Source organism: Streptomyces sp. CBMA29, assembly GCF_014596445.1.
GTDB lineage: Bacteria > Actinomycetota > Actinomycetes > Streptomycetales > Streptomycetaceae > Actinacidiphila.
Genome location: NZ_MECL01000177.1, coordinates 1 through 20,993 on the forward strand (window position 1 = coordinate 1; position 20,993 = coordinate 20,993).

At 72.7% G+C, this 20,993-nt stretch carries 13 protein-coding genes, 2 tRNA genes and 1 pseudogene; 11 read left to right on the forward strand and 5 right to left on the reverse strand.

Annotated features, from left to right (window positions below; translation table 11 throughout):
* From BGM09_RS23060 to BGM09_RS23100, 9 genes and pseudogenes are all read left to right on the forward strand, one after another.
* Nucleotides 1–881: pseudogene (locus tag BGM09_RS23060) on the forward strand (hypothetical protein); the annotation flags it as partial.
* 41 nt (nucleotides 882–922) lie between these two features.
* Nucleotides 923–2,254 (forward strand): AAA domain-containing protein, encoded by a 1,332-nt coding sequence (locus tag BGM09_RS23065; RefSeq protein ID WP_188283624.1) that lies wholly within the window; start codon nucleotides 923–925, stop codon nucleotides 2,252–2,254.
* 81 nt (nucleotides 2,255–2,335) lie between these two features.
* Entirely contained in the window at nucleotides 2,336–2,713 is a 378-nt protein-coding gene (locus BGM09_RS23070; protein WP_188283587.1) for a hypothetical protein, read from the forward strand.
* Nucleotides 2,714–2,925: 212 nt separating this feature from the next.
* A complete protein-coding gene (locus BGM09_RS23075; RefSeq protein WP_317452849.1) occupies nucleotides 2,926–3,534 on the forward strand; it encodes a bifunctional DNA primase/polymerase in 609 nt (202 codons plus the stop codon).
* Nucleotides 3,535–3,589: 55 nt separating this feature from the next.
* A tRNA-Lys gene (locus tag BGM09_RS23080) sits at nucleotides 3,590–3,663 on the forward strand.
* Between the two features lie 129 nt (nucleotides 3,664–3,792).
* Nucleotides 3,793–6,336 (forward strand): phosphatidylglycerol lysyltransferase domain-containing protein, encoded by a 2,544-nt coding sequence (locus tag BGM09_RS23085; RefSeq protein ID WP_188283589.1) that lies wholly within the window; start codon nucleotides 3,793–3,795, stop codon nucleotides 6,334–6,336.
* A gap of 119 nt (nucleotides 6,337–6,455) precedes the next feature.
* The gene (gene lysX, locus BGM09_RS23090; RefSeq protein ID WP_188283590.1) at nucleotides 6,456–9,725 is read left to right on the forward strand and encodes a bifunctional lysylphosphatidylglycerol synthetase/lysine--tRNA ligase LysX; all 3,270 of its coding nucleotides are present in this window, start codon (nucleotides 6,456–6,458) and stop codon (nucleotides 9,723–9,725) included.
* Between the two features lie 155 nt (nucleotides 9,726–9,880).
* Nucleotides 9,881–10,906: a polysaccharide deacetylase family protein gene (locus BGM09_RS23095; RefSeq protein WP_188283591.1), complete on the forward strand. Its 1,026-nt coding sequence runs from the start codon at nucleotides 9,881–9,883 to the stop codon at nucleotides 10,904–10,906.
* Nucleotides 10,907–10,976: 70 nt separating this feature from the next.
* A complete protein-coding gene (locus BGM09_RS23100; protein WP_188283592.1) occupies nucleotides 10,977–11,405 on the forward strand; it encodes an OsmC family protein in 429 nt (142 codons plus the stop codon).
* 20 nt (nucleotides 11,406–11,425) lie between these two features.
* Here BGM09_RS23100 and BGM09_RS23105 read toward each other — a convergent pair whose 3' ends face one another.
* On the reverse strand, nucleotides 11,426–12,724 hold the full coding sequence (locus tag BGM09_RS23105; protein ID WP_188283593.1) for a M6 family metalloprotease domain-containing protein: 1,299 nt from the start codon (nucleotides 12,722–12,724) through the stop codon (nucleotides 11,426–11,428).
* A gap of 4 nt (nucleotides 12,725–12,728) precedes the next feature.
* Nucleotides 12,729–13,904 (reverse strand): M6 family metalloprotease domain-containing protein, encoded by a 1,176-nt coding sequence (locus tag BGM09_RS23110; RefSeq protein ID WP_411158361.1) that lies wholly within the window; start codon nucleotides 13,902–13,904, stop codon nucleotides 12,729–12,731.
* A gap of 420 nt (nucleotides 13,905–14,324) precedes the next feature.
* Here BGM09_RS23110 and BGM09_RS23115 point away from each other — a divergent pair, with 420 nt between their 5' ends.
* On the forward strand, nucleotides 14,325–16,166 hold the full coding sequence (locus tag BGM09_RS23115; RefSeq protein WP_188283595.1) for an EAL domain-containing protein: 1,842 nt from the start codon (nucleotides 14,325–14,327) through the stop codon (nucleotides 16,164–16,166).
* Between the two features lie 111 nt (nucleotides 16,167–16,277).
* Here the strand turns inward: BGM09_RS23115 and BGM09_RS23120 are convergent, their stop codons facing one another.
* Together BGM09_RS23120 and BGM09_RS23125 are read right to left on the reverse strand one after the other, a co-directional pair.
* The gene (locus BGM09_RS23120; RefSeq protein ID WP_317452855.1) at nucleotides 16,278–18,014 is read right to left on the reverse strand and encodes a glycosyl hydrolase family 18 protein; all 1,737 of its coding nucleotides are present in this window, start codon (nucleotides 18,012–18,014) and stop codon (nucleotides 16,278–16,280) included.
* A gap of 271 nt (nucleotides 18,015–18,285) precedes the next feature.
* Complete coding sequence (locus BGM09_RS23125; RefSeq protein WP_223187469.1) at nucleotides 18,286–19,635, reverse strand: LLM class flavin-dependent oxidoreductase; 1,350 nt, start codon at nucleotides 19,633–19,635, stop codon at nucleotides 18,286–18,288.
* 299 nt (nucleotides 19,636–19,934) lie between these two features.
* On the opposite strand from BGM09_RS23125, the gene BGM09_RS23130 reads away from it, so the two are divergent.
* Nucleotides 19,935–20,690 carry an IclR family transcriptional regulator gene (locus BGM09_RS23130; protein ID WP_188283597.1) on the forward strand — a complete coding sequence of 252 codons (756 nt, stop codon included), beginning with the start codon at nucleotides 19,935–19,937 and terminating at the stop codon, nucleotides 20,688–20,690.
* Nucleotides 20,691–20,814: 124 nt separating this feature from the next.
* On the opposite strand, the gene BGM09_RS23135 is transcribed toward BGM09_RS23130, so the two are convergent.
* Nucleotides 20,815–20,888 (reverse strand) — tRNA-Lys (locus BGM09_RS23135).
* Between the last annotated feature and the right edge of the window lie 105 nt (nucleotides 20,889–20,993).

The following is a 20,993-nucleotide window of genomic DNA, read 5'->3' on the forward strand; positions in this document are numbered from 1 at the left end:
GGCGCGGCCTCGACCTGCTGCGGGCGCTGCCCGAGGGCGCGCATGTGGCCGACCGGTGGAAGCGCGACCGCTGGTCGTTCACCGGGCACCGCGACCGGCTGCGCGCGGGTGAGCCGCCGCAGCCCAAGCGGGACGGCGCCATCGCCGCCGCGCAGAAGCTCGCGGGCCGCGAGACCGCCCAGGCGCGGGTCTCCGCGCAGGAGGCGCTGGACGACCCCCTGACGATGGCGGCCAGGCGGCTGGCGGGCGAGGCGTTCGCCGGTGAGGTCACCGGCGTCGAGATGACGTACTCCGAGGGCAAGCGGCCCATGCCCCGCCCCCTCCTGACCATCCGCACCCACGACCTCCCCCAAGCCGAGCCCGGCACCAAGGCGTACCGCTCAGTGCCGGGCGCCAAGTCCGCCCAGAGCGCCGAAGTCGTCTCGGTAGCACCGGCTTTCGCCCCCGCGAGCCGCCCCGAGGCCGCCCTGGCGACCGGACCGCACCCCGACGACTCGACCGCGCCGCAACCCGTCCACGCGCCCGGGGCACAGCCCGACCGGGCGACCGGGGCCGAGGGCGCCCCTGCCCTCGCGGCGGACGGCGACGTCACCACCGCGACGGAAGGCGGTCGTGCTGCCGGGCCGGATGGGCGGTTGGTGGTGGTGCGGCTCACCGGGGGGATGGGGAGCGGGCGGACGCCGAAGGAGGGGTCGGTGCCGGGGGCCGGTGACCGGGTGGACTTCACCTTCTTCGAGCACGATCCGCGCGGCGGCCCCGGGCTGCCGGAGCCGGAGCGGACACCGTGGACGCACGGCGGCCCGCCCGACGCCGGGACGCCGCCCGGCACACCGCCGACCGCTGACCCGCCCGACCCCGTGACCGCGGAGGACTTCCTGTGACGCAGCCCGTGCGAGCCGACGGCCCGGACACGGACGGACACGTGTCGGAGAGGTGGGACGCGGGAAGGGCCGCCGCCGAGGCGACGGCCGCGATCCTGGAGAGCACGCTGCACGGCACGGCCCGCGGGGTCGTGGTCGACTCGCCGCCCGGCGCGGGCAAGTCGACGCTCGTGGTGCGCGCGGCACGCGAACTGGCCGCGGCGGGCGAGTCGTTGATGATCGTCGCGCAGACCAACGCGCAGGTCGACGACCTCGCGGACCGGCTCGCCACCGCCGAGCCCGACCTGCCGGTGGGCCGGCTGCACGGCGCCGAGTCGCCGCCCGACAAGGCCCTCGACCGGCACCCGGCGCTGATGAAGTCCAGCTCGGTGGCGGACCTGCGGGCCTGCAAGGTGGTGATCGCGACCGCGGCGAAGTGGGCGTACGTGAAGGACGCCGAGCCGTGGCGGCACGCCATCGTGGACGAGGCGTACCAGATGCGGTCGGACGCGCTGCTGCAAGTGGCGGGGCTGTTCGAGCGGGCGCTGTTCGTGGGCGACCCCGGGCAGTTGGACCCGTTCAGCGTGGTGGGCGCGGAGCAGTGGGCGGGGCTGAGCTACGACCCGTCGGCGAGCGCGGTGGTGACGCTGCTCGCGCACAATCCGGGGCTGCCGCAGCACCGGCTGCCGGTGTCCTGGCGGCTGCCCGCCTCGGCGGCGCCCCTGGTGTCGCGCGCGTTCTACCCGTACACCCCGTTCAGGAGCGGTACGGACCACGGCGACCGGCGGCTGGTGTTCGGGGTGCCGGGCGACGGCGACGGGCCCGACCGCGTCCTGGACGAGGCGGCGGCCAGTGGCTGGGGGCTGCTGGAGCTGCCCGCCCGGCACACCCCGCGCACCGACCCGGAGGCGGTACGCGCGGTGGCCGCGGTGGTGCGGCGGCTGCTGGACCGCGGGGGTCTGACGTACTCAGCGCCCGATCCCGACCCGGCGCCGCTGACCGCGGACCGGATCGCGGTCGGCACCGCGCACCGGGACCAGGCGGCGGCGGTGCGCGCCGCGCTGGCCGACGTCGGCGTCGCCGGGGTCACGGTGGACACCGCGAACCGCCTCCAGGGCCGCGAATTCGACGTGACCGTGGTGCTGCACCCGCTGTCCGGCCGCCCCGACGCCACGGCGTTCCATCTGGAGACCGGTCGGCTGTGCGTGCTGGCCTCCCGGCACCGGCACGCGTGCATCGTGGTGTGCCGCGCGGGCGTGGCCGAACTCCTCGACGAGCACCCGTCCTCCGAGCCGGTCCAGCTCGGTGTCACGGTCAAGTTCCCCGACGGCTGGGAGGCCAATCACGCGGTCCTGGCGCACCTCGCGGAACACCGGGTGAGCTGGCGGCCGTGAGCGCGGTCGCTCACCCGAATGGAGGGGGTCTTGCGTGGGCGCGGGACAATGGTGTGCGTGATCGATTCCGGAGGTAGCCGTATGACAGAGCCGCAGTCGGCTCAGAGCGCGCAGGGCGGTGGGTCGCGGGAGGCGGCGCCGCGGCCCAGGCGGCCCGCGTCGCTGAGCTTCGAGCCTGCCGCGACGGTGGAGGACCCGGAGCACTTCTTCGACCTGGAGTCGATGGACGATCCGGGGCGGATGCTGGCGCGGGCGACCGAGCTGGCGACGGCTTTCCGTACGGCCGCCGACCGGGCCACGGACTTCCAGGCGATAGCCGCCGCGCAGCTCACCGATCCGCGCCGCTTCGACCGGCTGACCTACGCGGTTCTCGCCGAGCGCGCCGGGTGGACCGAGGACTACGCCAAGCGGATGGCCGAGTACGGCGAGGGCCTGATCGCGGGCGGCGCGGCCTCCTAGGGCGTGTCCGGCGGGTTTGGCTCCCGGGCGGCGGCCGTGACTGTCACGCGGCCACGGCCCGCCGCAACTGTGCCCCGCATATGCGTTGCGGCAAGGTACCCCCTCTCTCACCCTCCTGTCCCGAATTCGGCCGATTCCGCCGAGCGCGCCGGAAGCGGCCGGTACCTGTAGATGCCATGGACGAATGGCAAGGGACCGGAAGCATCGCGGCCGTGACGCATGCCGTCACCGAGGTCGTCACCGAAGCCCAGCGGCGTCGGCACACGTCGTACGTCACGCCGGAAGGCGCCGAGTGGCTGGCCTCGGCCAGCGCCTTCCCGCGCAGCGTGCGGGCCCTGTGGTCGGCGCGTCCGACGGCGCCGAGCGTGCTGCCGTGCGGTACGGCGTTCGACGTGGTGAACCTGTCGGCGCTGTTCGGCCGCAGACTTCTGGAGCAGTTATGGGCGTCGGGCCCCGGCAGCGGCCCGGTGGCCGTGCACCGGGGGCGGCTGCTGCTGCTCGTCGCGCCCGGTACGGCGCAGCGGCTGCCGTACCTGCTGGACTGGGAGGAGTGGGGCGAGGCCGTGCCGCCGATGCTCTGTCACGGCAGCGGCGACGCGGTGACCGTACCCCCGCTGTACGCGCCGCAGGACGCTGCCGGGGCCGGCCAGGGGTCCGGTTGCGATCCGGGGGCAGGGCTGTCCCGCTGGCTGGTGGCGCCCGACACCCGGCACCCCTGGCTGCCGGGCGCGGACGTGGTGCTCTGGGCGTGCGTACGGGCGGCCAGGTCGGCACCCGCGAAGACCGTTCCCGCCCTGGTCAGCACCCCTGGAACGGCCTGAGTCATATCGATTTCCGCTCCCCGTGGCCGGATGCTAAGGTCTACGACGTCAGCAAGCGCCGCTAGCTCAGTTGGTTAGAGCAGCTGACTCTTAATCAGCGGGTCCGGGGTTCGAGTCCCTGGCGGCGCACAGACGGTCGAAGGCCCCTCGCGGAAGCGGGGGGCCTTCTTCGTATGAACGTCCCTTCGTACGCACGTCCGGGCATACGGACGCGCCGTCCGGGTGGCCGGCGGCCCGCACCACGACGACCCTGGAGCCATGGTGGACTGGCTGGCCGACGCGTACCGGACGCGGATCGCGGACACCGGCCGTGAGCCGCTCTTCCTGCTGCTGGTCGGACTGATCGGCTCCTTCCTCTTCATCCGGTTCAGCGTGCGGATGATCCGGCGCGGGGTGAAGTGGTGGCCGGGCAACGTGCAGCCCGGCGGCCTGCACATCCACCATGTGGTGTTCGGCCAGGCGATGATGCTGATCGGCGGCATCGGGTCGTTCGCCGTACGCGGCGGCCCGGTCGTGCACGACGTGCTCGCGCTGGTCTTCGGGATCGGCTGCGGCCTGGTGCTGGACGAGTTCGCGCTGGTACTGCACCTCAAGGACGTCTACTGGAGCGAGCAGGGCCGCCAGTCGGTCGACGCGGTGATCCTCGCGGTGGCGGTGATCGGGCTGCTGCTGATCGGCCAGGCGCCGCTGGGCGGATTCAGCGGCGGCGAGTCGTACGCGCAGTATCTGACCGCCGGTGTGCTGATCGGCTTCGTGGTGGTGTGCCTGTCCAAGGGCAAGGTGTGGACGGGGCTGCTCGGGGTGATGGTGCCGGTGCTGGCGATCGTCGGCGCGCTGCGGCTGGCCCGCCCGGCCAGTCCGTGGGCGCGCTGGCGGTACACCTCCCGGCCGCGCCGGATGGCCAGGGCCGAGCGGCGCGAGGACCGGATCCACCGGCGGATGGTCGTGATGAAGACGGCCATGATGGACGCGGTGGCGGGCGCGCCGCTGCCGTCGGCGACGTCCGCGCGCAAACCCGCGCGGCGGCCGACGATCGTGGAGCTGCCGCCGTCCAGGATCGAGACGCTGCTGGCCGACGTGCTGCGGCCGTTGCGGCAGCCGGGGGCGGCCTTCACCGTCTGGTATCTGCGGGTGGTGTGCGCGGTCAACGCGGTGACCGGGGTGATCGCGCCGTTCCGCAACCGGGTGCGGGCCGCCTCGGACGGCGAGTTCTTCACCGCCTTCCTGGTCAGCCCCGGTTTCACCGGCGCGGTGCTCGCGCTGGTGCTGTCGGTGAGCCTGCGCCGCCGCAAGCGGGCCGCCTGGATTGTCACGACCGTGCTGACCAGCGGATACACGCTGCTGTGCCTGGCCGGTGTGGCGGCGCTGCCGGTGACGCGCGGGCATCCGTTCAACTGGGTGTCGCTGGGCGTGACCGGGCTGGTGCTGGTCGCGCTGCTGGTGTCCAGGACGGTGTTCAACGTGCGCGGCGAACGGGGCAACGTGGCTCTGGGGCTGACGACCTTCGTCGTCGGCGGCGCGGTGGCGATCGGCCTCGGCACACTGCTGGTGCACGCGACGGACGAGCTGCCGCCGCGCCAGTGGGGGGCCAGTACGCGGTACACGCTGGTGCGGGTGCTGACGGTGTCCGGTCTCTTCGACCTGCCCGAGATCCAGGTGCCCGGCTGGACGGACCTGGCGATCAACGTCCTGAGCGTCGCTCTGATGCTGCTCATCCTGCTCGCCTTCTTCCGCTCGCCGCGCGGCCGGGACCGGCTGCTGCCCGCGGACGAGCGGCGGCTGCGGGCGCTGCTGCGGGTGTACGGGCGGCGCGACTCGCTCGGCTACTTCGCGCTGCGCCGCGACAAGGCGGTGTCCTGGACGCCGGAGCGGGACGCGGCCGTCCTCTACCGTGTGGTGAACGGTGTCGCGCTCGCCTCCGGTGACCTCGTCGGCGACCGGGCCGCCTGGCCGCGGGCCGTCGACCACTGGCTGGACACGGCGCGGCGGCACGCCTGGGTCCCGGCCGTCACCAGCGCGGGGCCCGCGGCGGCCGTGGTGTACGAGGCGGCCGGTTTCCGCGCGCTGCCGTCCGGTGACGAGGCGGTGGTGGAGACGGCCTCCTTCGCCGCCGTCTTCGCCGATACGGGCTCCGCCGGGCTGAGCGCGCTGCGGCAGGCGCACGGGGTGCTCGGCGGCGCGGGCTACTCGGTGGTGCTGCGCAGGCACCGGGAGATCGACCCGGACGCATTGCGACGGCTGGCGCATCTGGCCGACAAGTGGCGGCGGCACCCCGCCGAGCGCGGCTTCTCCGTGGCGCTCGGGCGGCTCGGTGACGCGGCCGACGGGGACTGTCTCCTGGCGGAGTGCCTCGATCCGCACGGGCGGACCTGCGCGATGGTCACGTTCGTGCCCTGGGGGCCCGACGGGCTCACGCTCGACCTCATCCGGCGCGACCGCGAGTCCGGGCGGGCCCCGGTGGATTTCCTCCTCACCGAGGTGCTGCTGCGCGCCGCCGCCGGTACGGCTCCGCTGGGTGCGGTCACCCGCGTGTCCCTCAACTTCACCGCCTTCCGCGGTGCCCTGACCTCGCGGTTGCGCCGCGCGCCGCTGCGGCTTCTCGCCCGTCTCGGGCAGGTCGCCGCGCGCGAGCGGGGCTACGCGGCGTTCGCGCCGCGCTGGCAGGCCCGCTACGTGCTCTTCGAGCGGAGAGCCGATCTTCCGCGGGTGGCCGCCGCCAATGCCATCGCCGAGGGCTTCCTCACCGGACCCCGTCTCCGGCACCGCGGCACCCTCCTCACCCCGGAGGACGGCGCCCCCTAGCGCGGGGCGTGGCTTTGAGGGGCACTGGGGGGCACCTTCCCCGTGGCTCTGCGGAGGCGCATGCCGCCGGGTTGGGGAAAGCTGGGAGCGCCAGGTGCGTGGGAGGAGAGGCGGAGCCGATGCCCGGGAAGGTGGCGTGGGGGCGGGTGGCGCCCAGAATTCCGGGCTGGTTCGGAGAATTCTTCGGGATTCTGGCCCTGTTCTGCGCCACCCTGGCCGTCGTCTCCCCGTTGCGGCCCCTGCTGGACCCGGTACGCCGGTGGGTGGAGATCCTGACGGTGCCGGCGTCGGCGAATCTGGCGTACGCGGCGTTCCTGGTGCTGCTGGGCGGCGCGATGGCGGCCCGCAAACGGGTGGCGTACTGGATCGTGGCGGTCTTCCTCGGCCTGACCGTGGTGGCGAATCTGGTGCTGATCGCGGTGCGGGACTGGAGCGCGATCCCGGCGCTGCTGATCACGGGCACGGTGCTGGGCGCCGTGATCGCCGCGCGGGGGGAGTTCTCGGCGCGGGTGCGCAAGGGGGCGTTCTGGCGGGCGCTGCTGGTGCTGGTGTGCGGGCTGGCGATCGGCGTGCTGCTGGGCTGGGGGCTGCTGACGCTGTTCCCGGGGACGCTGGAGGGCGGGAACCGGCTGCGGTGGGCGGTCAACAAGGTGGTCGGCGGGGTGAACGACCTGCCGGACATCGGCAGGCCGCCGTACTGGACGAATTTCTGGCTCGGCCTGTTCGGCGCGGCGGCGCTGCTGTGCGCGGCGGCGGCGCTGTTCAGGTCGCAGCGGATGGAGGCGGCGCTGCGGGGGGACGACGAGGGCCGGATCCGGGGGCTGCTGGCGCGGTACGGGGACAAGGACTCGTTGGGCTACTTCGCGACGCGGCGCGACAAGTCGGTGGTGTTCTCGCCGAGCGGCAAGTCCGCGGTGACGTTCCGGGTGGAGGTGGGGGTCTGTCTGGCCAGCGGTGATCCGCTCGGCGACCCGGAGGCGTGGGGTCCGGCGATCGACGCGTGGCTGGCGCACGCGGGGGCGTACGGCTGGGTGCCCGCGGTGATGGGCGCGGGCGAGGAGGGCGCGAAGGCGTACGCGCGGGCGGGGCTCGGCGCGCTGGAGCTGGGCGACGAGGCGATTCTCGACGTGACGGACTTCGACCTCGCGGGCCGGGAGATGCGCGGTATCCGGCAGGCGGTGCACCGGGTGCGGCGGACCGGGGCGACCACCCGTGTCCGGCGGCACCACGACCTGTCGCCCGAGGAGCTGCGGGAGGTCGAACGGCTGGCGGACGCCTGGCGGGACACCGACACCGAGCGCGGCTTCTCGATGGCGCTGGGGCGGCTCGGCGACCCGGCGGACGGCGAGTGCCTGCTGGTGGAGGCGCTGGACGACAGGGGACGGGTGATCGCGCTGCTGTCGTTCGTGCCGTGGGGGCACGACGGGGTGTCGCTCGACGTGATGCGGCGGGACCGTACGGCGCCCAACGGGATCATGGAGTTCATGGTCACCGAGCTGGCCGCGGGCGCGGGCGCGCTGGGTGTCCGGCGGGTCTCGCTGAACTTCGCGGTGTTCAGGTCCGCTTTCGAGGAGGGCGCCCGGATCGGCGCGGGGCCCGTCCTGCGGATGTGGCGACGGCTGCTGCTGTTCTTCTCCCGCTGGTGGCAGCTGGAGGCGATGTACCGCTCGAACGTGAAGTACCAGCCGCACTGGTACCCGCGGTTCCTGTGTTACGCCGACGGCAAGGACATGGCGAGGATCGGCCTGGCCTCGGGCATCGCGGAGGGTTTCGTGGAACTCCCGAGCCTGCGCTTGCGGCGGCGCCGCCGGTCCGCGGCGGGCGGGACGGGAACGGGCGGTACGGGAACGGGCGTGGCGGACGGTGTGGCGACAGGCGTGACGACGGCGAGCGTGACGGCCGCCGCGGCCGAGCGCGGCCGTCACGCCCCCGCGGACCCGCACGCCCCCGCCGAGCAGGTCCGGGTACGCCTGGCCAAGGTCGAGGGGATGCGGCGCGACGGCGTCGACCCGTATCCGGTGAGCGCGGGTCCGACGCATACGCTGGCGGCGGCGCGTACGGCGGGGGCAGGCAGCGCGGTGGCCGTCGCGGGCCGGGTGCTGCGAGTGCGCGACCACGGCGGCGTCGTCTTCGTGACGCTGCGGGACTGGTCGGGCGACCTCCAGACCATGCTGACCAGGGATCGTCTCGGACGGGACGGTCTGCGGGCGTTCGCGTCGGGCGTGGACCTCGGCGACCTGCTCCGGGTCGAGGGCGCGATGGCGGTCAGCCGCGGCGGCGAGCCGACCGCGGAGGCGTACTCCTGGACGCTGACCGGCAAGTGCCTGCACCCGCTGCCGGACAAGCGGCGCGGCCTGACCGACCCGGAGGCGCGGGTGCGGCAGCGCTATCTGGCGCTGGTGGTCTCCCCCGAGGCGCGTTCCCTGCTCACCGCCCGCAGCGCGGCCGTCGGCGCGGTCCGTACGACGCTGGCCGACCGCGGCTTCCTGGAGGTCGAGACGCCGATGCTTCAGCCGGTGCACGGCGGCGCGAACGCCCGCCCGTTCACCACGCACATCAACGCGTACGACCTCGACCTGTATCTGCGGATCGCGCCCGAGCTGTATCTGAAGCGGCTGTGCGTCGGCGGGGTGGAGCGGGTCTTCGAGCTGGGCAGGACCTTCCGCAACGAGGGCGTGTCGTACAAGCACAACCCCGAGTTCACGATGCTGGAGGCGTATCAGGCGTTCGCGGACTACGACGTGATGCTCGATCTGGCGCGGGAGCTGATCCAGGCGGCGGCCGTCGCGGCGAACGGGGGGCAGACGGCCCGGCGGCCGGACGGCGCGGAGGTGGACCTGTCGGGGCGGTGGCCGGTGCGGACGGTGTTCGGGGCGATCTCGCGGGCGCTGGGCGAGGAGGTGGACGCGGGGACGCCGCTGGCGCGGCTGCGCGCGCTGTGCGACCGGGCGGGGGTGCCGTACGGCCCGGACGACGGGCCGGCCGACGTGGCGCTGGAGATGTACGAGCGGCTGGTCGAGGAGCGCACCACCACGCCGTGCTTCTACAAGGACTTCCCGGCCGAGGTCTCGCCGCTGACCAGGCGGCACCGCACCGATCCGCGGCTCGCCGAGCGCTGGGACCTGGTGGCGTACGGCACGGAGCTGGGCACGGCGTACACCGAGCTGACCGATCCGGTGGAGCAGCGGGCCCGGCTGACCCGGCAGTCGCTGCTGGCGGCGGGCGGTGACCCGGAGGCGATGGAGCTGGACGAGGACTTCCTGACGGCGCTGGAGTACGCGATGCCGCCGACCGGCGGGCTGGGGATCGGGGTGGACCGGCTGGTGATGTTCCTCACGGGCCGGACGATCCGTGAGACGCTGCCTTTCCCGTTGGTACGTCGCCGCTGACCGTGCCGCGCGGCGGGTCGCGGCGGGTTCGCGGCCGGTCGCGCGGGGGTGCGGGGCGGGTTCCGAGGGGCCGGGCGCGGGGCGGGGGCCTTGCGTCACCCGTTCGGAGCATGTTTACGGTGGTGCGCATGAGGTACAAAACCGGACGATCTGGGATGTTGAGCCGCACGGCCGTACGGCGGACCGCCGCCGCGGTGGCCACCGCGGCGCTCGCCGGGACCGCGCTCGCGGCCTGCGGCTCACAGCACGGCGGGGCCGCGGCGAGCGGGGCGGACGACGCGCGGGCCTCGTCGCGCGGGCCGTCGTCGACCGCGTCGGGCGAGGCGTCAGGACCGGCCGCGGGCATCCCGTCCCAGCGGACCTCCGCGCCGGACGATCCGGCCGGGGCGGGTCCGTCCGGTGCGGGTCCCACGCGGAACGATCCGTCGCAGACCGGTCCGTCGCAGACCGGTCCCGTACCGACCGATCCGTCCGGGACCGTCCCGTCGCAGACGGTCCCCGGGCAGCCGACCGGGCCCCTGGACCCCTCGGCCGGTCCCGCCGACCCCTCGGGGAGCCCCGCCACCGGCGCCCCGGCCGGCGAGTCGATCCAGCACTCCACCGAGGACGGCGGCAGGTCCGTCGCGCTGACCTTCGACGATGGCCCCGACCCGCGCTGGACCCCGCAGGTCCTGGCGCTGCTGGCCGCGCACCACGCGAAGGCGACCTTCTGCGAGATCGGCCCCAACGCCGCCGCCCACCCCGACCTGGTCCGGCGGATCACCGCGGCGGGCCACCGGCTGTGCGACCACTCGGTGCACCACAACGAGCGGCAGAGCAGCAGGTCGGCGGCGTACAACACGCACGAGATCGTCGACGCGCAGCGCGAGATAGCCAAGGCCGCGGGCGCCGGCGCGAAGCTCTGGTACTACCGGGCGCCCGGCGGCGACTTCACCCCGACGATCCGTCACATCGCCGCCGGCCACGGGCTGCGCCCGCTGGGCTGGACGGTGGACTCCCGCGACTGGGAGCGGCCCGGCACCGCCAAGGTGCTGGCGAACATCGACCGTCAACTGCGCCCCGGCTCCATCGTGCTGATGCACGACGGCGGCGGCGACCGCTCCCAGACGGTGCGGGCGCTGTCGCGGCTGCTGGACAGGCTCGACGCGCAGGGCTGGACATACAGCTTCCCCGCGCGCTGAGCGGGGTGCGCGCGAGGTAGCGTTCAGGAGGCGTTCCCGCCATCCGTCGGTACCTCTTGGAGGCTTCACCATGGCAACCACCCGCACCGCGACGACCCAGTGGAAGGGCCCGCTGATGGGCGGCGCCGGGACCGTCTCGCTCGACACCTCGGGCGTCGGCTCGTACGACGTGACGTGGGCCTCCCGCGCGGAGGAGGCGAACGGCAAGACCAGCCCCGAGGAGCTGATCGCCGCGGCCCACTCCTCCTGCTTCTCGATGGCGCTCTCGCACGCGCTCGCGGGCGCGGGCACCCCGCCCGAGTCGGTGCAGACGCAGGCCGACGTGACCTTCCAGCCGGGTGAGGGCATCACCGGCATCGTCTTGACGGTGAAGGCGCGCGTCCCCGGCATCTCCGCCGGTGACTTCGAGGCGGCGGCGCAGGGCGCCAAGGAGAACTGCCCGGTCAGCAAGGCGCTCGCGGGCACGACGATCACGCTCAACGCCGAACTGCTGGACTGAGTAAGGTTTCTGACGCCTGATCAGTGGCGGGTGACGTGGATGCGCCACGCGCCCGCCGCTGTCCTTCCCAGCACCTTGAAGGTCAGCCCCGACGCCTTGTCGGTGTAGCTCTCACCGACGCCGAAGGGCGCGTCGTTCAGGGAGTTGAAGGCGCCGCTGCTGAAGTCGCAGGCGGAGGTGCGGGGATGGGCGTCCACGACGGTCACCGGGCCCTTGCCCGAGTCGACGTCGGTACGGACCCGGTAGGCGAGCACGCCCGCGCGGCACGCGTCCTTGTCGCTGCCGAGCTGCTGCCTGGCCTCCAGGACGAAGACCCCGGTGCGGCTGTACGGGATCACGACGGCTTTGCGTCCGCCGGGGATCTCGACGGCGCCGAGTTCGTAGGTCGCGTCGGTGCGGCCGGTGACGCAGGCGATCTGGCTGTCGTCGAGCCAGCCGAGCTTCCACTTGTGCCAGGCGAACAGGTCGCCCTGTAGCCCCCAGTCGAGGGACATGCTGTCCCACTGCCCGGCGAGCGTGTCGGTGCGCGGGAAGTCGTCGGCGGCGTAGAGGTCGGGCAGGCCGAGCGCGTGGCCGTTCTCGTGGCTGAGGACGCGCGGGCCCGACTGGTCGTGGCCGTAGATGAGGGAGACCTTGTCGAGGTGGGCGCCGTCGTCGGTGGTCGCGGCGGACGCGCCGGTCCAGGTGACCGAGAGCACCGCCTCGTCGGCGGGCGGGCCCGCGTTGGGCGTGACGAGGATGTTGACCAGGTCGTAGCCGCGGAAGTCGATGGAGTGGTCGGCGACCTTCAGCAGGTCGCGCATCATCTCGGTGTGGGCGTCCCAGCCGTAGCCGCGGCCGATCCCGTACGCGCTGAACGGCCGCGGCATCCGTATGTAGCGCAGCACCGGCGTGGACTCGTAGTCGAGGCGGCCGTACGAGCTGACGGCATACCACTTCTTGACGGCGGGGAAGAACTCGCCGTAGCGGTCGGCGGCGCTGTACTGGGCGGGCGCGTCGGGGAAGTCGATCAGCAGGGTCAGGGCGTGCAGGGTGCCGGTGGAGGGGGCGAATTCGGCGTTGGGGCCGCGGCTGGAGCTGTCGGGGAAGCCCTCGGACATGGCGACGCCGGGGACGGCCCGCAGGGCGCAGGGCCGGGCGGCGGGCGGCGGCGAGGCGTGGAGCGCGGCGGTGCGCGGGCCCGCGGAGACGGTGCTGCCGACGGCGAGCAGCCCGAGCGCGATGAGCGCGGTGCAGCGCAGTCCGGTCCGGGACAGCCGGCGCGGTCCTGACCCGGTCGTGGCCGGGCGCCGCGGTCCAGACCCCTTGGTGGAGGCCATGGCGCTAGCTCCTGTGGCCGGTGTCGTCGCCGGCGGGCGACCCCTCGACGATCTTGACCGTCCAGGTGCCGTCCGCATGGTGGGCGGTGACCGTCACGCGGGTGGAGCCGTCGGGTACGGCGTAGGACTCCCCCACGCCCAGCGGCGCGTCGGCCAGCGGCGGGTAGACGGAGGTGGCCCGGCACGCGGAGGTGTGCGGGTGGCCGTCGATCACGGTGATGGGTCCGTCGCCCGACTCGATGTCGGAGCGCACCTTGTAGAGCAGGACGCCCTGGCGGCAGGCGGCGTGGTCGTTGCCGGTGGCGGTGCGCGCCTCGATGGCGAGGGCGGTGTCGGGCCCGGTGCGTACGACGACGAGCTTGGTGCCGCCGGGGGTCTCGTCGGGGCTGAGGTCCTGGTAGGTGGTGCCCGCGCGGGTGACGCAGCCGACCTGGTCGGAGGTGATCCAGCCGAGCTTCCACTTGTGCCAGGCGAAGGGGTCGGGGGCGAGGCCGAACTGGCTTCCCATCAGGTCCCAGTCGCCGACGTGGGTGTCCCAGTCGGCGTTGCTGCCCGCGGGCGGCCGGTAGTACAGGTCGGGCAGGTCGAAGACGTGGCCGGTCTCGTGGGCGAGCACGTTGCGGTCCGGCGGGTGCCGTTCGAAGACGGTGACGAGCCGGCGCAGCGGGGTGCCGTCGACGGTGATCGGGGTGGCGAGGTTGACGACCTTGGTGGCGTCGGAGTCCACGCCGGGCGCGTCGGGGTCGGCGACGAGGTAGACGACGTCGTAGCCGTGGAAGTCCACCACCGGGTCGGCGGCGGCGATGGCGTCGCGCAGGTAGGCGCTGCGGTCGGCGGCGTTCCAGTCGCGGCTGATCGCGTAGTCGGTGGCGGGGCGCGGCATGCGCAGCCAGCGGCTGACGGGGTGGACGCCGAGGTCGAAGCGGCCGTACGAGGCGCGGTCGAAGAAGCGGGTGGTGGCCGGGAAGTGGTCGGCGGCGACCTGCTGGGTGGTGAGGTCGGGCGCGGTGCCGGGGAAGTCGAGGAAGACCATGAGGGCCTTCATGTGGCCGGTCGGCCGGGCGTAGCCGCTCTCCCAGGTGTCGACGCCCTCGGAGTGGTGGGCGGCGGTGCGCGGCAGGAGGCAGGCGCTGCCGACGGCGGCGGACGCGGCGGGGCCGGTCGTCAGGGTCCAGGCCACCACGGCACTGAAGACGCTGAGCGCCGCCGCGACGGAGCGCAGGACACGCCGCCGCGCGCGGGGCGGTACGCCTATCGAGACGCCTGAGGAGCCTGACGAGCTGGCTGACCGCCGCACATGGACCTCCGGGGAGGATTCGTGAACCCGTTCGGGACACCTCCCCCACATTGCTATGGAATGTGGCGAGATGTCCTGTCCGACTGCTCCAGGCGGGCGGTGCGCGGGAGGCGTACGGGCGTCGCACGAAGGTCATTACGGTGCGTAATGTCCCCGGGGATGCGATCACGTGAGCGAACCGTTCGGACACGTTCGGTCGATCCGTCAGCACACGTGCGGAGAATCACCACCAGGGCGCTGGAACACCAACTCCGCCAGCCCATATGATCGCGACCGAGACGAGCGCGAAGCGGGGAGCGGGCCATGGGCGGACCCTCGGGCGGCCCAGGTGTCGAGCCCGAAAGCACAGCACAAGTCATCACGCACAGTCACACCTCTGCCCCACGCTCCGGCGGCGGCACGGACCCGCAGCCGGGAGGACGGCCGGCCGGGCAGGGAGGTACGGCCGCGCAGGGAGGTACGGCCGCGCGGCCGGACGACGCCGAACTGCGCGACTACCGGGCCGCCTTCGCCATCGCCCAGACCGCGATGGCGCTGCTCGCCCCTGACGGCACGGTCCTGGAGGCCAACGGCGCGCTCGGCGCGCTGCTGGGCGCCTCGCCCGAGCGGATGAGCGCCACGGGCGCCGCCGCGCTCCTCGGCCTGAGCGGCGACCGGCACGCCCGCGCCGCCTTCCACGACGTGCTCACCGGCCGCCGCGAACGGCTGCGCTGCACGCGCGGCATCACCCGGCCCGACGGCAGCACCGTGCACGCCGAGATCACGCTGTCGCGCACCGGCGCCCGCCCGCTGCTGCTGTCCGTCGAGGACGTCGGCGAGCGGAACACCCTGCGCGAGCAGCTACGCCACCTGCGCATGCACGACCCGGTCAGCGCACTGCCCAACCGCGCGCTGTTCTTCGAGCGGCTGTCGGCAGCCGTCGGCGACCACGGCAGCCGTACCGGCCGGATCGGCCTGTGCTATCTGGACCTGGACGGCTTCAAGGCGGTCAACGACACGCTAGGCCACCGCGTCGGCGACGAACTGCTGGCCGCCGTCGGCCGCCGCCTGCTGGCCTGCGCCGAGCCCGGCGGGCACCTGGTGGCGCGGCTCGGCGGCGACGAATTCGCCCTGCTGGTACGGGACTCCACCGGTACGGGGCAGGCGACGGATCTGGCCGAGGCCGTACTGGCCGCGCTCCAGCCGCCGTTCGACGTGGGCGGCCACCGGCTCGCGGTCTCCGCCAGCATCGGCGTGGTCGAACGGGAGGCGGCGGGCACGTCGGCCACCGGTCTGATGCAGGCCGCCGACACCACGCTGTACTGGGCCAAGGCCGACGGCAAGGCGCGCTGGACGCTCTTCGACCCGGAGCGCAACGAGCACCGGATGACCCGTCAGGCCCTGTCCCGTACGCTGCGGCAGGCCGTCGAGCGCGGCGAATTCGTCCTGGACTACCAGCCGTTGGTGGCGCTGGACTCGGGCGAACTGCGCGGCGTCGAGGCGCTGGTGCGCTGGGAGCACCCGCACTTCGGGCGGCTGGCGCCCAACCGCTTCATCGGTCTCGCCGAGGAGGACGGCTCCATCGTGCAGCTCGGCCGCTGGGTGCTCGCCGAGTCCTGCCGCCAGGCCCGCGCCTGGCAACTGGCCCACCCCGAGGCACCGTTGGTGGTCAGCGTCAACGTCGCCGTACGCCAGGTCTGGGACTCCGACCTGGTCGCCGACGTCGCCGCGATCCTCGCCGACACCGGTCTGCCGCCGCGGCTGCTCCAGCTCGAACTCACCGAGTCCGCCGTGATGGGCTCCGCCGGCCGTCCCCTCCAGGCGCTGCACGCCCTGGACGAGATGGGCGTGCGGATCGCCATCGACGACTTCGGCACCGGCTACTCCAACCTCGCCTACATGAGCCGCCTGCCGGTCTCGGCCCTGAAGCTGGACGGCTCCTTCGTGCAGGGCTTCCGCTCCGCGGAACACCCCAACCCGGCCGACGAGACCATCGTCGAGGCACTGGTCGAACTGGCCCACCGGCTCGGCCTGACGGTCACGGCGGAGTGCGTGGAGAACGCGGAGCAGGCGGAGCGCCTGCGGCGGATCGGCTGCGACACGGGCCAGGGCTGGCACTACTCGCGCCCTGTGGCGGCGGCGGCGATCTCCGCGCTGCTGGACTGAGCCCGCGGACGGCGCGCGCCGCCGGACGACGGTGGCAGGCGGAAGGGGCCCGCGTCCTTGGGGGGAGTAAGGACGCGGACCCCGGGTCATGCGGTCAGGAGGTGAGCGGGGTCAGCAGGCCCCGAGGTCCTGCCACACGCCCCACTCCCCGGTCGTACCGGGCTCCTCATTGGTGGTCCACCACTTGGCGTTCCACTTGTGGCCCTTCCAGGAGACCTGGTTGCCACCGACGTAGACCGCGGAGGCGGACCAGGACGGCAGGGTGCAGGTGCCGCCCGGCGGGGTGGTCGGAGGCGTGGTGGGCGGGGTCGTCGGCGGCGTCGTGGGGGGCGTCGTCGGCGGGGTGGTGGGAGGCGTGGTCGGCGGCGTGGTGGTCGTGCCGCAGCCGGACGCGGACCCGTTGGTCGCCGTCACGATCTTGTTGAAGAGGGTGGCGGCGGGATCGAGGTCGAGCAGCGAGTACATCATCGAGCCGGCCAGGTTGTGGCAGTGCGCGTAGTCCGCCTTGGCCTGGATCGCCTGGGCGCCGAGGCCGGTCCAGAACTCGGTCCCGTTGTAGAACCAGTTGGCCTGGGTGCTCGGGTCGTAGAACGTCGTGGAGGCGTTGCCGACGATCGAGGTGAGTTCCTTGTAGTACGCGGTGCCCGCGACCTGGCTGATGCCGCGCGCCGGGGCGGGGCCCGAAGCGGACTGGTACAGGCCGTGGTTGCTGCCCGCGGGGACGCCGGTCCAGCCGCGGTAGTACAACGGGTAGCCCATGGTGATCTTGTTGGACGGGAAGCCGCCCGCGATGCCGTAGGCCGAATTACCGTTGATCCACGCGTTGATGGCGTGATCGGTGCTGTACTTCTCGGTGCCCGGCGGGATCGCCGTGGACGGGTCGGTCGGCGACTGGTACAGCGGGTCCTGGAGGTTGGTCGGACCGGTCGCGTCCCAGGCTCCGTGCATGTCGTACGTCATGATGTTCGCGTAGTCGAGGTACTGCCCGACCTTGTTGGTCTCGATCTGCGCGATCTTGTCCTGGCCGGCCGGCAGCGCCGCGGTCAGCAGCATCTTCTTGCCGCCGTTGGCCGCGCCGTACGCGTTCAGCTCGGTGCGGAACTCGGCCAGCAGCGCGGTGAAGTTGGCCTTGTCGTTGGGGCTGTAGTGGTTGCCGGTGTGCCCGTTGGGCGAGCCGGGGTACTCCCAGTCGATGTCGAAGCCGTCGAAGATCCCGGCACCGCTGCCGGTGCCGCCGTAGCCGCCCTGCACGGGCAGATTGCCCTTGATGAACATGTCGATGCAGGAGCTGACCAGCTTCTTCCGGCTGGCGTCGGTGGCCGCCGCGTCGGAGAAGTACTTGGAGTAGGTCCAGCCGCCGAGCGACGCGACGATCTTCAGGTTGGGATACTTCGCCTTGAGCTTCTTGAGCTGGTTGAAGTTGCCGACGATCGGCTGGTTCCAGGTGTCGGCGACACCGTCCACGCTGATGTCCGCGCCGAACGACTTCTGGTAGTCGGCGAAGGAGTCGCCCGCGCCGTCACCGGCGTTGGGGTTGGACTCGTTGGTGGAGTCCGACGCCTTGGTGGCCTCGAAACAGGTCAGATTCGTCGGATCGATGTTCTCGAACGAGTAGTTGAGGATGTCGAGCTTGCCCGCCACCCCCGACGTGTCGAGGTTCTTGGGGTAGTAGGCGTTGCCGTACACGCTCCACTGGTCGTAATAGGCGATCTTCACGCCGCCGCTGCTCGCGGCGGCGGCCGCGGGCTTGGCAGCGGCGGTGGTGTCCGCCTGGGCTGTGCCCACTCCGGCGACGAGCGCGGTGAGCGCTCCGGCGGTGAGGGCGGCGGTCGTGACGGCGGCCACGATCGCTCTCTTCCTGGACTGCACGAGTACCTCCGGGGGGAGAGGGAGGAACAACAGGGGGCTGGTGAATGGATAACCCCTCGTCAAGTGCACGTCAATGGTCTGAACCAGACTTAGGACTAGACCAATCCTGCGGAAGGCGACCGGCCGGTAGCGTTCCGCGACAACGGCAAAGCCGCTCGTCAACCGGGTGACAAGCGGCTTTAACGCTGACTTAAGGCTGGTCAGGGGCTGTCGTTCGACGTTGGACCACCCACCGGCCGGAAACGAGTCTTTAACCGGCGGCGACCTCGCAGGAGACACCGGAGGAGACATCGGACGGGGCATCGGCGGAGGCCGTCGCGATGTCCTTGGGGAAGCCGTAGGCGTCCGCGATGAGGTCGTAGGAGCGCAGCCGGACCGACGGCGTGTGCGCGTTGGCGGTGATCACCAACTCGTCGGCGCCGGTGCGGTCCACGAGTTGGTCGAGTCCGGTACGCACCGTCTCCGGGTCGCCGTGGACGATGTTCACCAGCCACGAGTCCACGAAGTCCCGTTCCGCCGGGCTGAATTCGTAGCCCTCGGCCTCTTGGGGCGTCGGTACCAGGCCGGGGCGGCCGGTGCGCAGCCGCAGCATGCTCAGCGCGCCGGAGAGCACCTGGCGGCGGGCCTCGGCCGGGTCGTCGGCGGCCAGGGCGGCCACGCCGATCGAGGCGTAGGGGCGGTCCAGGATCTCCGAGGGCCGGAAGGACTCACGGTAAAGGGCCAGCGCGGGAACGGTGTTGGCGGCCGAGAAGTGGTGCGCGAAGGAGAACGGCAGGCCGAGCGTGCCCGCCAGTCGCGCGCTGAAGCCGGAGGAGCCCAGCAGCCACACGCTCGGGCGGCCCGCCGACTGGACGCCGCCGGGCGCCGTGCCCTGCACCGGGCCAGGAATGGCGTGAATGCGCGCGTAGCGGTGCCCGTCGGGGAAGTCGTCGTCCAGGAACCGGGTCAACTCCGCGAGCTGCTGCGGGAATTCGTCCGCACCCTCGTGCAGCCGGTCGGTGCGGCGCAGCGCGGCGGCCGTCGCGCCGTCGGTGCCGGGCGCACGGCCGAGACCGAGGTCGATCCGGCCGGGGGCCAGCGCCTCCAGGGTGCCGAACTGCTCGGCGATCACCAGCGGCGCGTGGTTGGGCAGCATCACCCCGCCGGAGCCGAGCCGCAGCGTGCGGGTGTGGGCCGCGAGGTGGGCGAGGATCACCGCGGGCGAGGAGCTGGCGACGCCCGGCATCGAGTGGTGCTCGGCCACCCACATCCGGTGGTAGCCGCGGGTCTCCGCGGTCCTGGCGATCTCGACGCTGGTGCGCAGCGCGTCGGTGGCGGTGAATCCGCTGCCGACGGTGGCCAGGTCCAGCACGGACAGCGGTACGGGGGCGGTGCCGCGGACCGGGCCGCGGATGCCCCGGCCGCGGAGCGTACCGGTGTCGCCGTCCCGGCCGTCCGTACGGGACCGGCCGTCCGTACGGGACCGCTCGCCCGTATCGGACCGCCCGTCCGTACGGGACCGGTCGTCCGAACCGGACCGCCCGTCCGTTCGTTCGCCCCGCTGTTCGCCCTGTCGTTCGTCACCCACTGCGGGCGCCTCCTCGATCGTCTCCGTGCCCATGTCTGTCCCACCCCCGCGCGACCGACAACCGGAGCCCGCGTCCGGTTATTCCCGGGCGCGGATTGTACGGTTCCCCCGCCGTTTCCTTTTCGGGTAATGACGTTGGCATATGCCAGCGTGGCCCCTTCCTGCATATACGCTTGAAGAGCCCCGGATAACTGGCCAACCGCCTCTACCTGAAACGGGATTGGGGCTATCGTGGAGACCGGCCCAGCCGCCGGGTCCGGCCGTTTCTGATCCCCGTCCGTGACCGGCGGCGACAGCCAGGACGCAAACGGTCATACCTGCAGGGGGCTACCGTGGCGCTTGAGCACCGACAGATCGAGCCGGTGTACGCGGTCCAGTACGCGCTGCGCGTGCTCGAATCCGTCGACACCCATCGGCACGGCGTCACCGCCGAACAGTTGGCCCGCGAAATCGGTGTGCCGCTGGACTATCTCTCCCATCTGCTGGCAATGCTGCGCCGTGAGCGTTATCTCGGATTTCTGCCCGGCGGCGGATATGTCATCGGCGAGTCCATGGTGCTCCTCGGTGCCGCCGACCGCGACCACGCCCTCGCGGAGAAGCTTCAGGCGGTGCTGGCCGAACTGCGCGACGAGGTGGGCGCGGCCGTCTACTTCAGCCGGTACGACGACGGCGAGGTGCACGTCATCGACTTCGCCGACGGCCCCAACGCGCCGAAGGTCAACGAGTGGGTGGACTTCCGCTCCTCCGCCCACGCCAGCGCGGTCGGCAAGTGCCTGCTCTCACAGCTCGACCACAACGGCCGGCTGGAGCACCTCTCCCGGCACCGCCCGGCCCGGCTGACCTCGCGCACCGTCGTGGACGACCGCATCCTGCTGACCAAGCTCGAACGCCAGCCGACCTCGGTGCCCACGCTCGACCTCCAGGAGTACGCGGTCGGCACCGTCTGCGCCGCGATCCCGGTCACCATCGGCAAGACGGTCGCCTGCCTCGCGCTGTCGATGCCGTACGCCCAGGCCCACCGCCTCAAGCCGGCCGTGGACACCCTCCACACCCGCGCGGCCCCGGTCCTGCTCTCGTTCAGCATCTGATCCGGCACGACCGTCAGGCATCTGGGTCCGGTCCGACGAAGGCCCGGCACGACGAACGTTCGGTACGAAGAAAGTTCGGTACGACAAAGGCCCCCCGCGTGAACGGAGGGCCTTCGTGAGCATGTGCGCCGCCAGGGACTCGAACCCCGGACCCGCTGATTAAGAGTCAGCTGCTCTAACCAACTGAGCTAGCGGCGCCTGCTGACGTGGGAGATCGTACCCGATGGCCGGGGCCGGGCTCAAAGCGGCGGCGGATTGCCGCCAGGCGGAATCGCGCCACCGCCGATCCGTGCGGAGGCGGGC

Excerpts from the sequence above, each read along its gene's own strand:
- BGM09_RS23070 (WP_188283587.1), top strand. The coding sequence starts at position 2,336 with ATGACAGAGCCGCAGTCGGCTCAGAGCGCGCAGGGCGGTGGGTCGCGG.
- BGM09_RS23085 (WP_188283589.1), top strand. The coding sequence starts at position 3,793 with ATGGTGGACTGGCTGGCCGACGCGTACCGGACGCGGATCGCGGACACC.
- lysX (WP_188283590.1), top strand. The coding sequence starts at position 6,456 with ATGCCCGGGAAGGTGGCGTGGGGGCGGGTGGCGCCCAGAATTCCGGGC.
- BGM09_RS23095 (WP_188283591.1), top strand. The coding sequence starts at position 9,881 with ATGTTGAGCCGCACGGCCGTACGGCGGACCGCCGCCGCGGTGGCCACC.
- BGM09_RS23100 (WP_188283592.1), top strand. The coding sequence starts at position 10,977 with ATGGCAACCACCCGCACCGCGACGACCCAGTGGAAGGGCCCGCTGATG.
- BGM09_RS23105 (WP_188283593.1), bottom strand. The coding sequence starts at position 12,724 with ATGGCCTCCACCAAGGGGTCTGGACCGCGGCGCCCGGCCACGACCGGG.
- BGM09_RS23115 (WP_188283595.1), top strand. The coding sequence starts at position 14,325 with ATGGGCGGACCCTCGGGCGGCCCAGGTGTCGAGCCCGAAAGCACAGCA.
- BGM09_RS23125 (WP_223187469.1), bottom strand. The coding sequence starts at position 19,635 with ATGGGCACGGAGACGATCGAGGAGGCGCCCGCAGTGGGTGACGAACGA.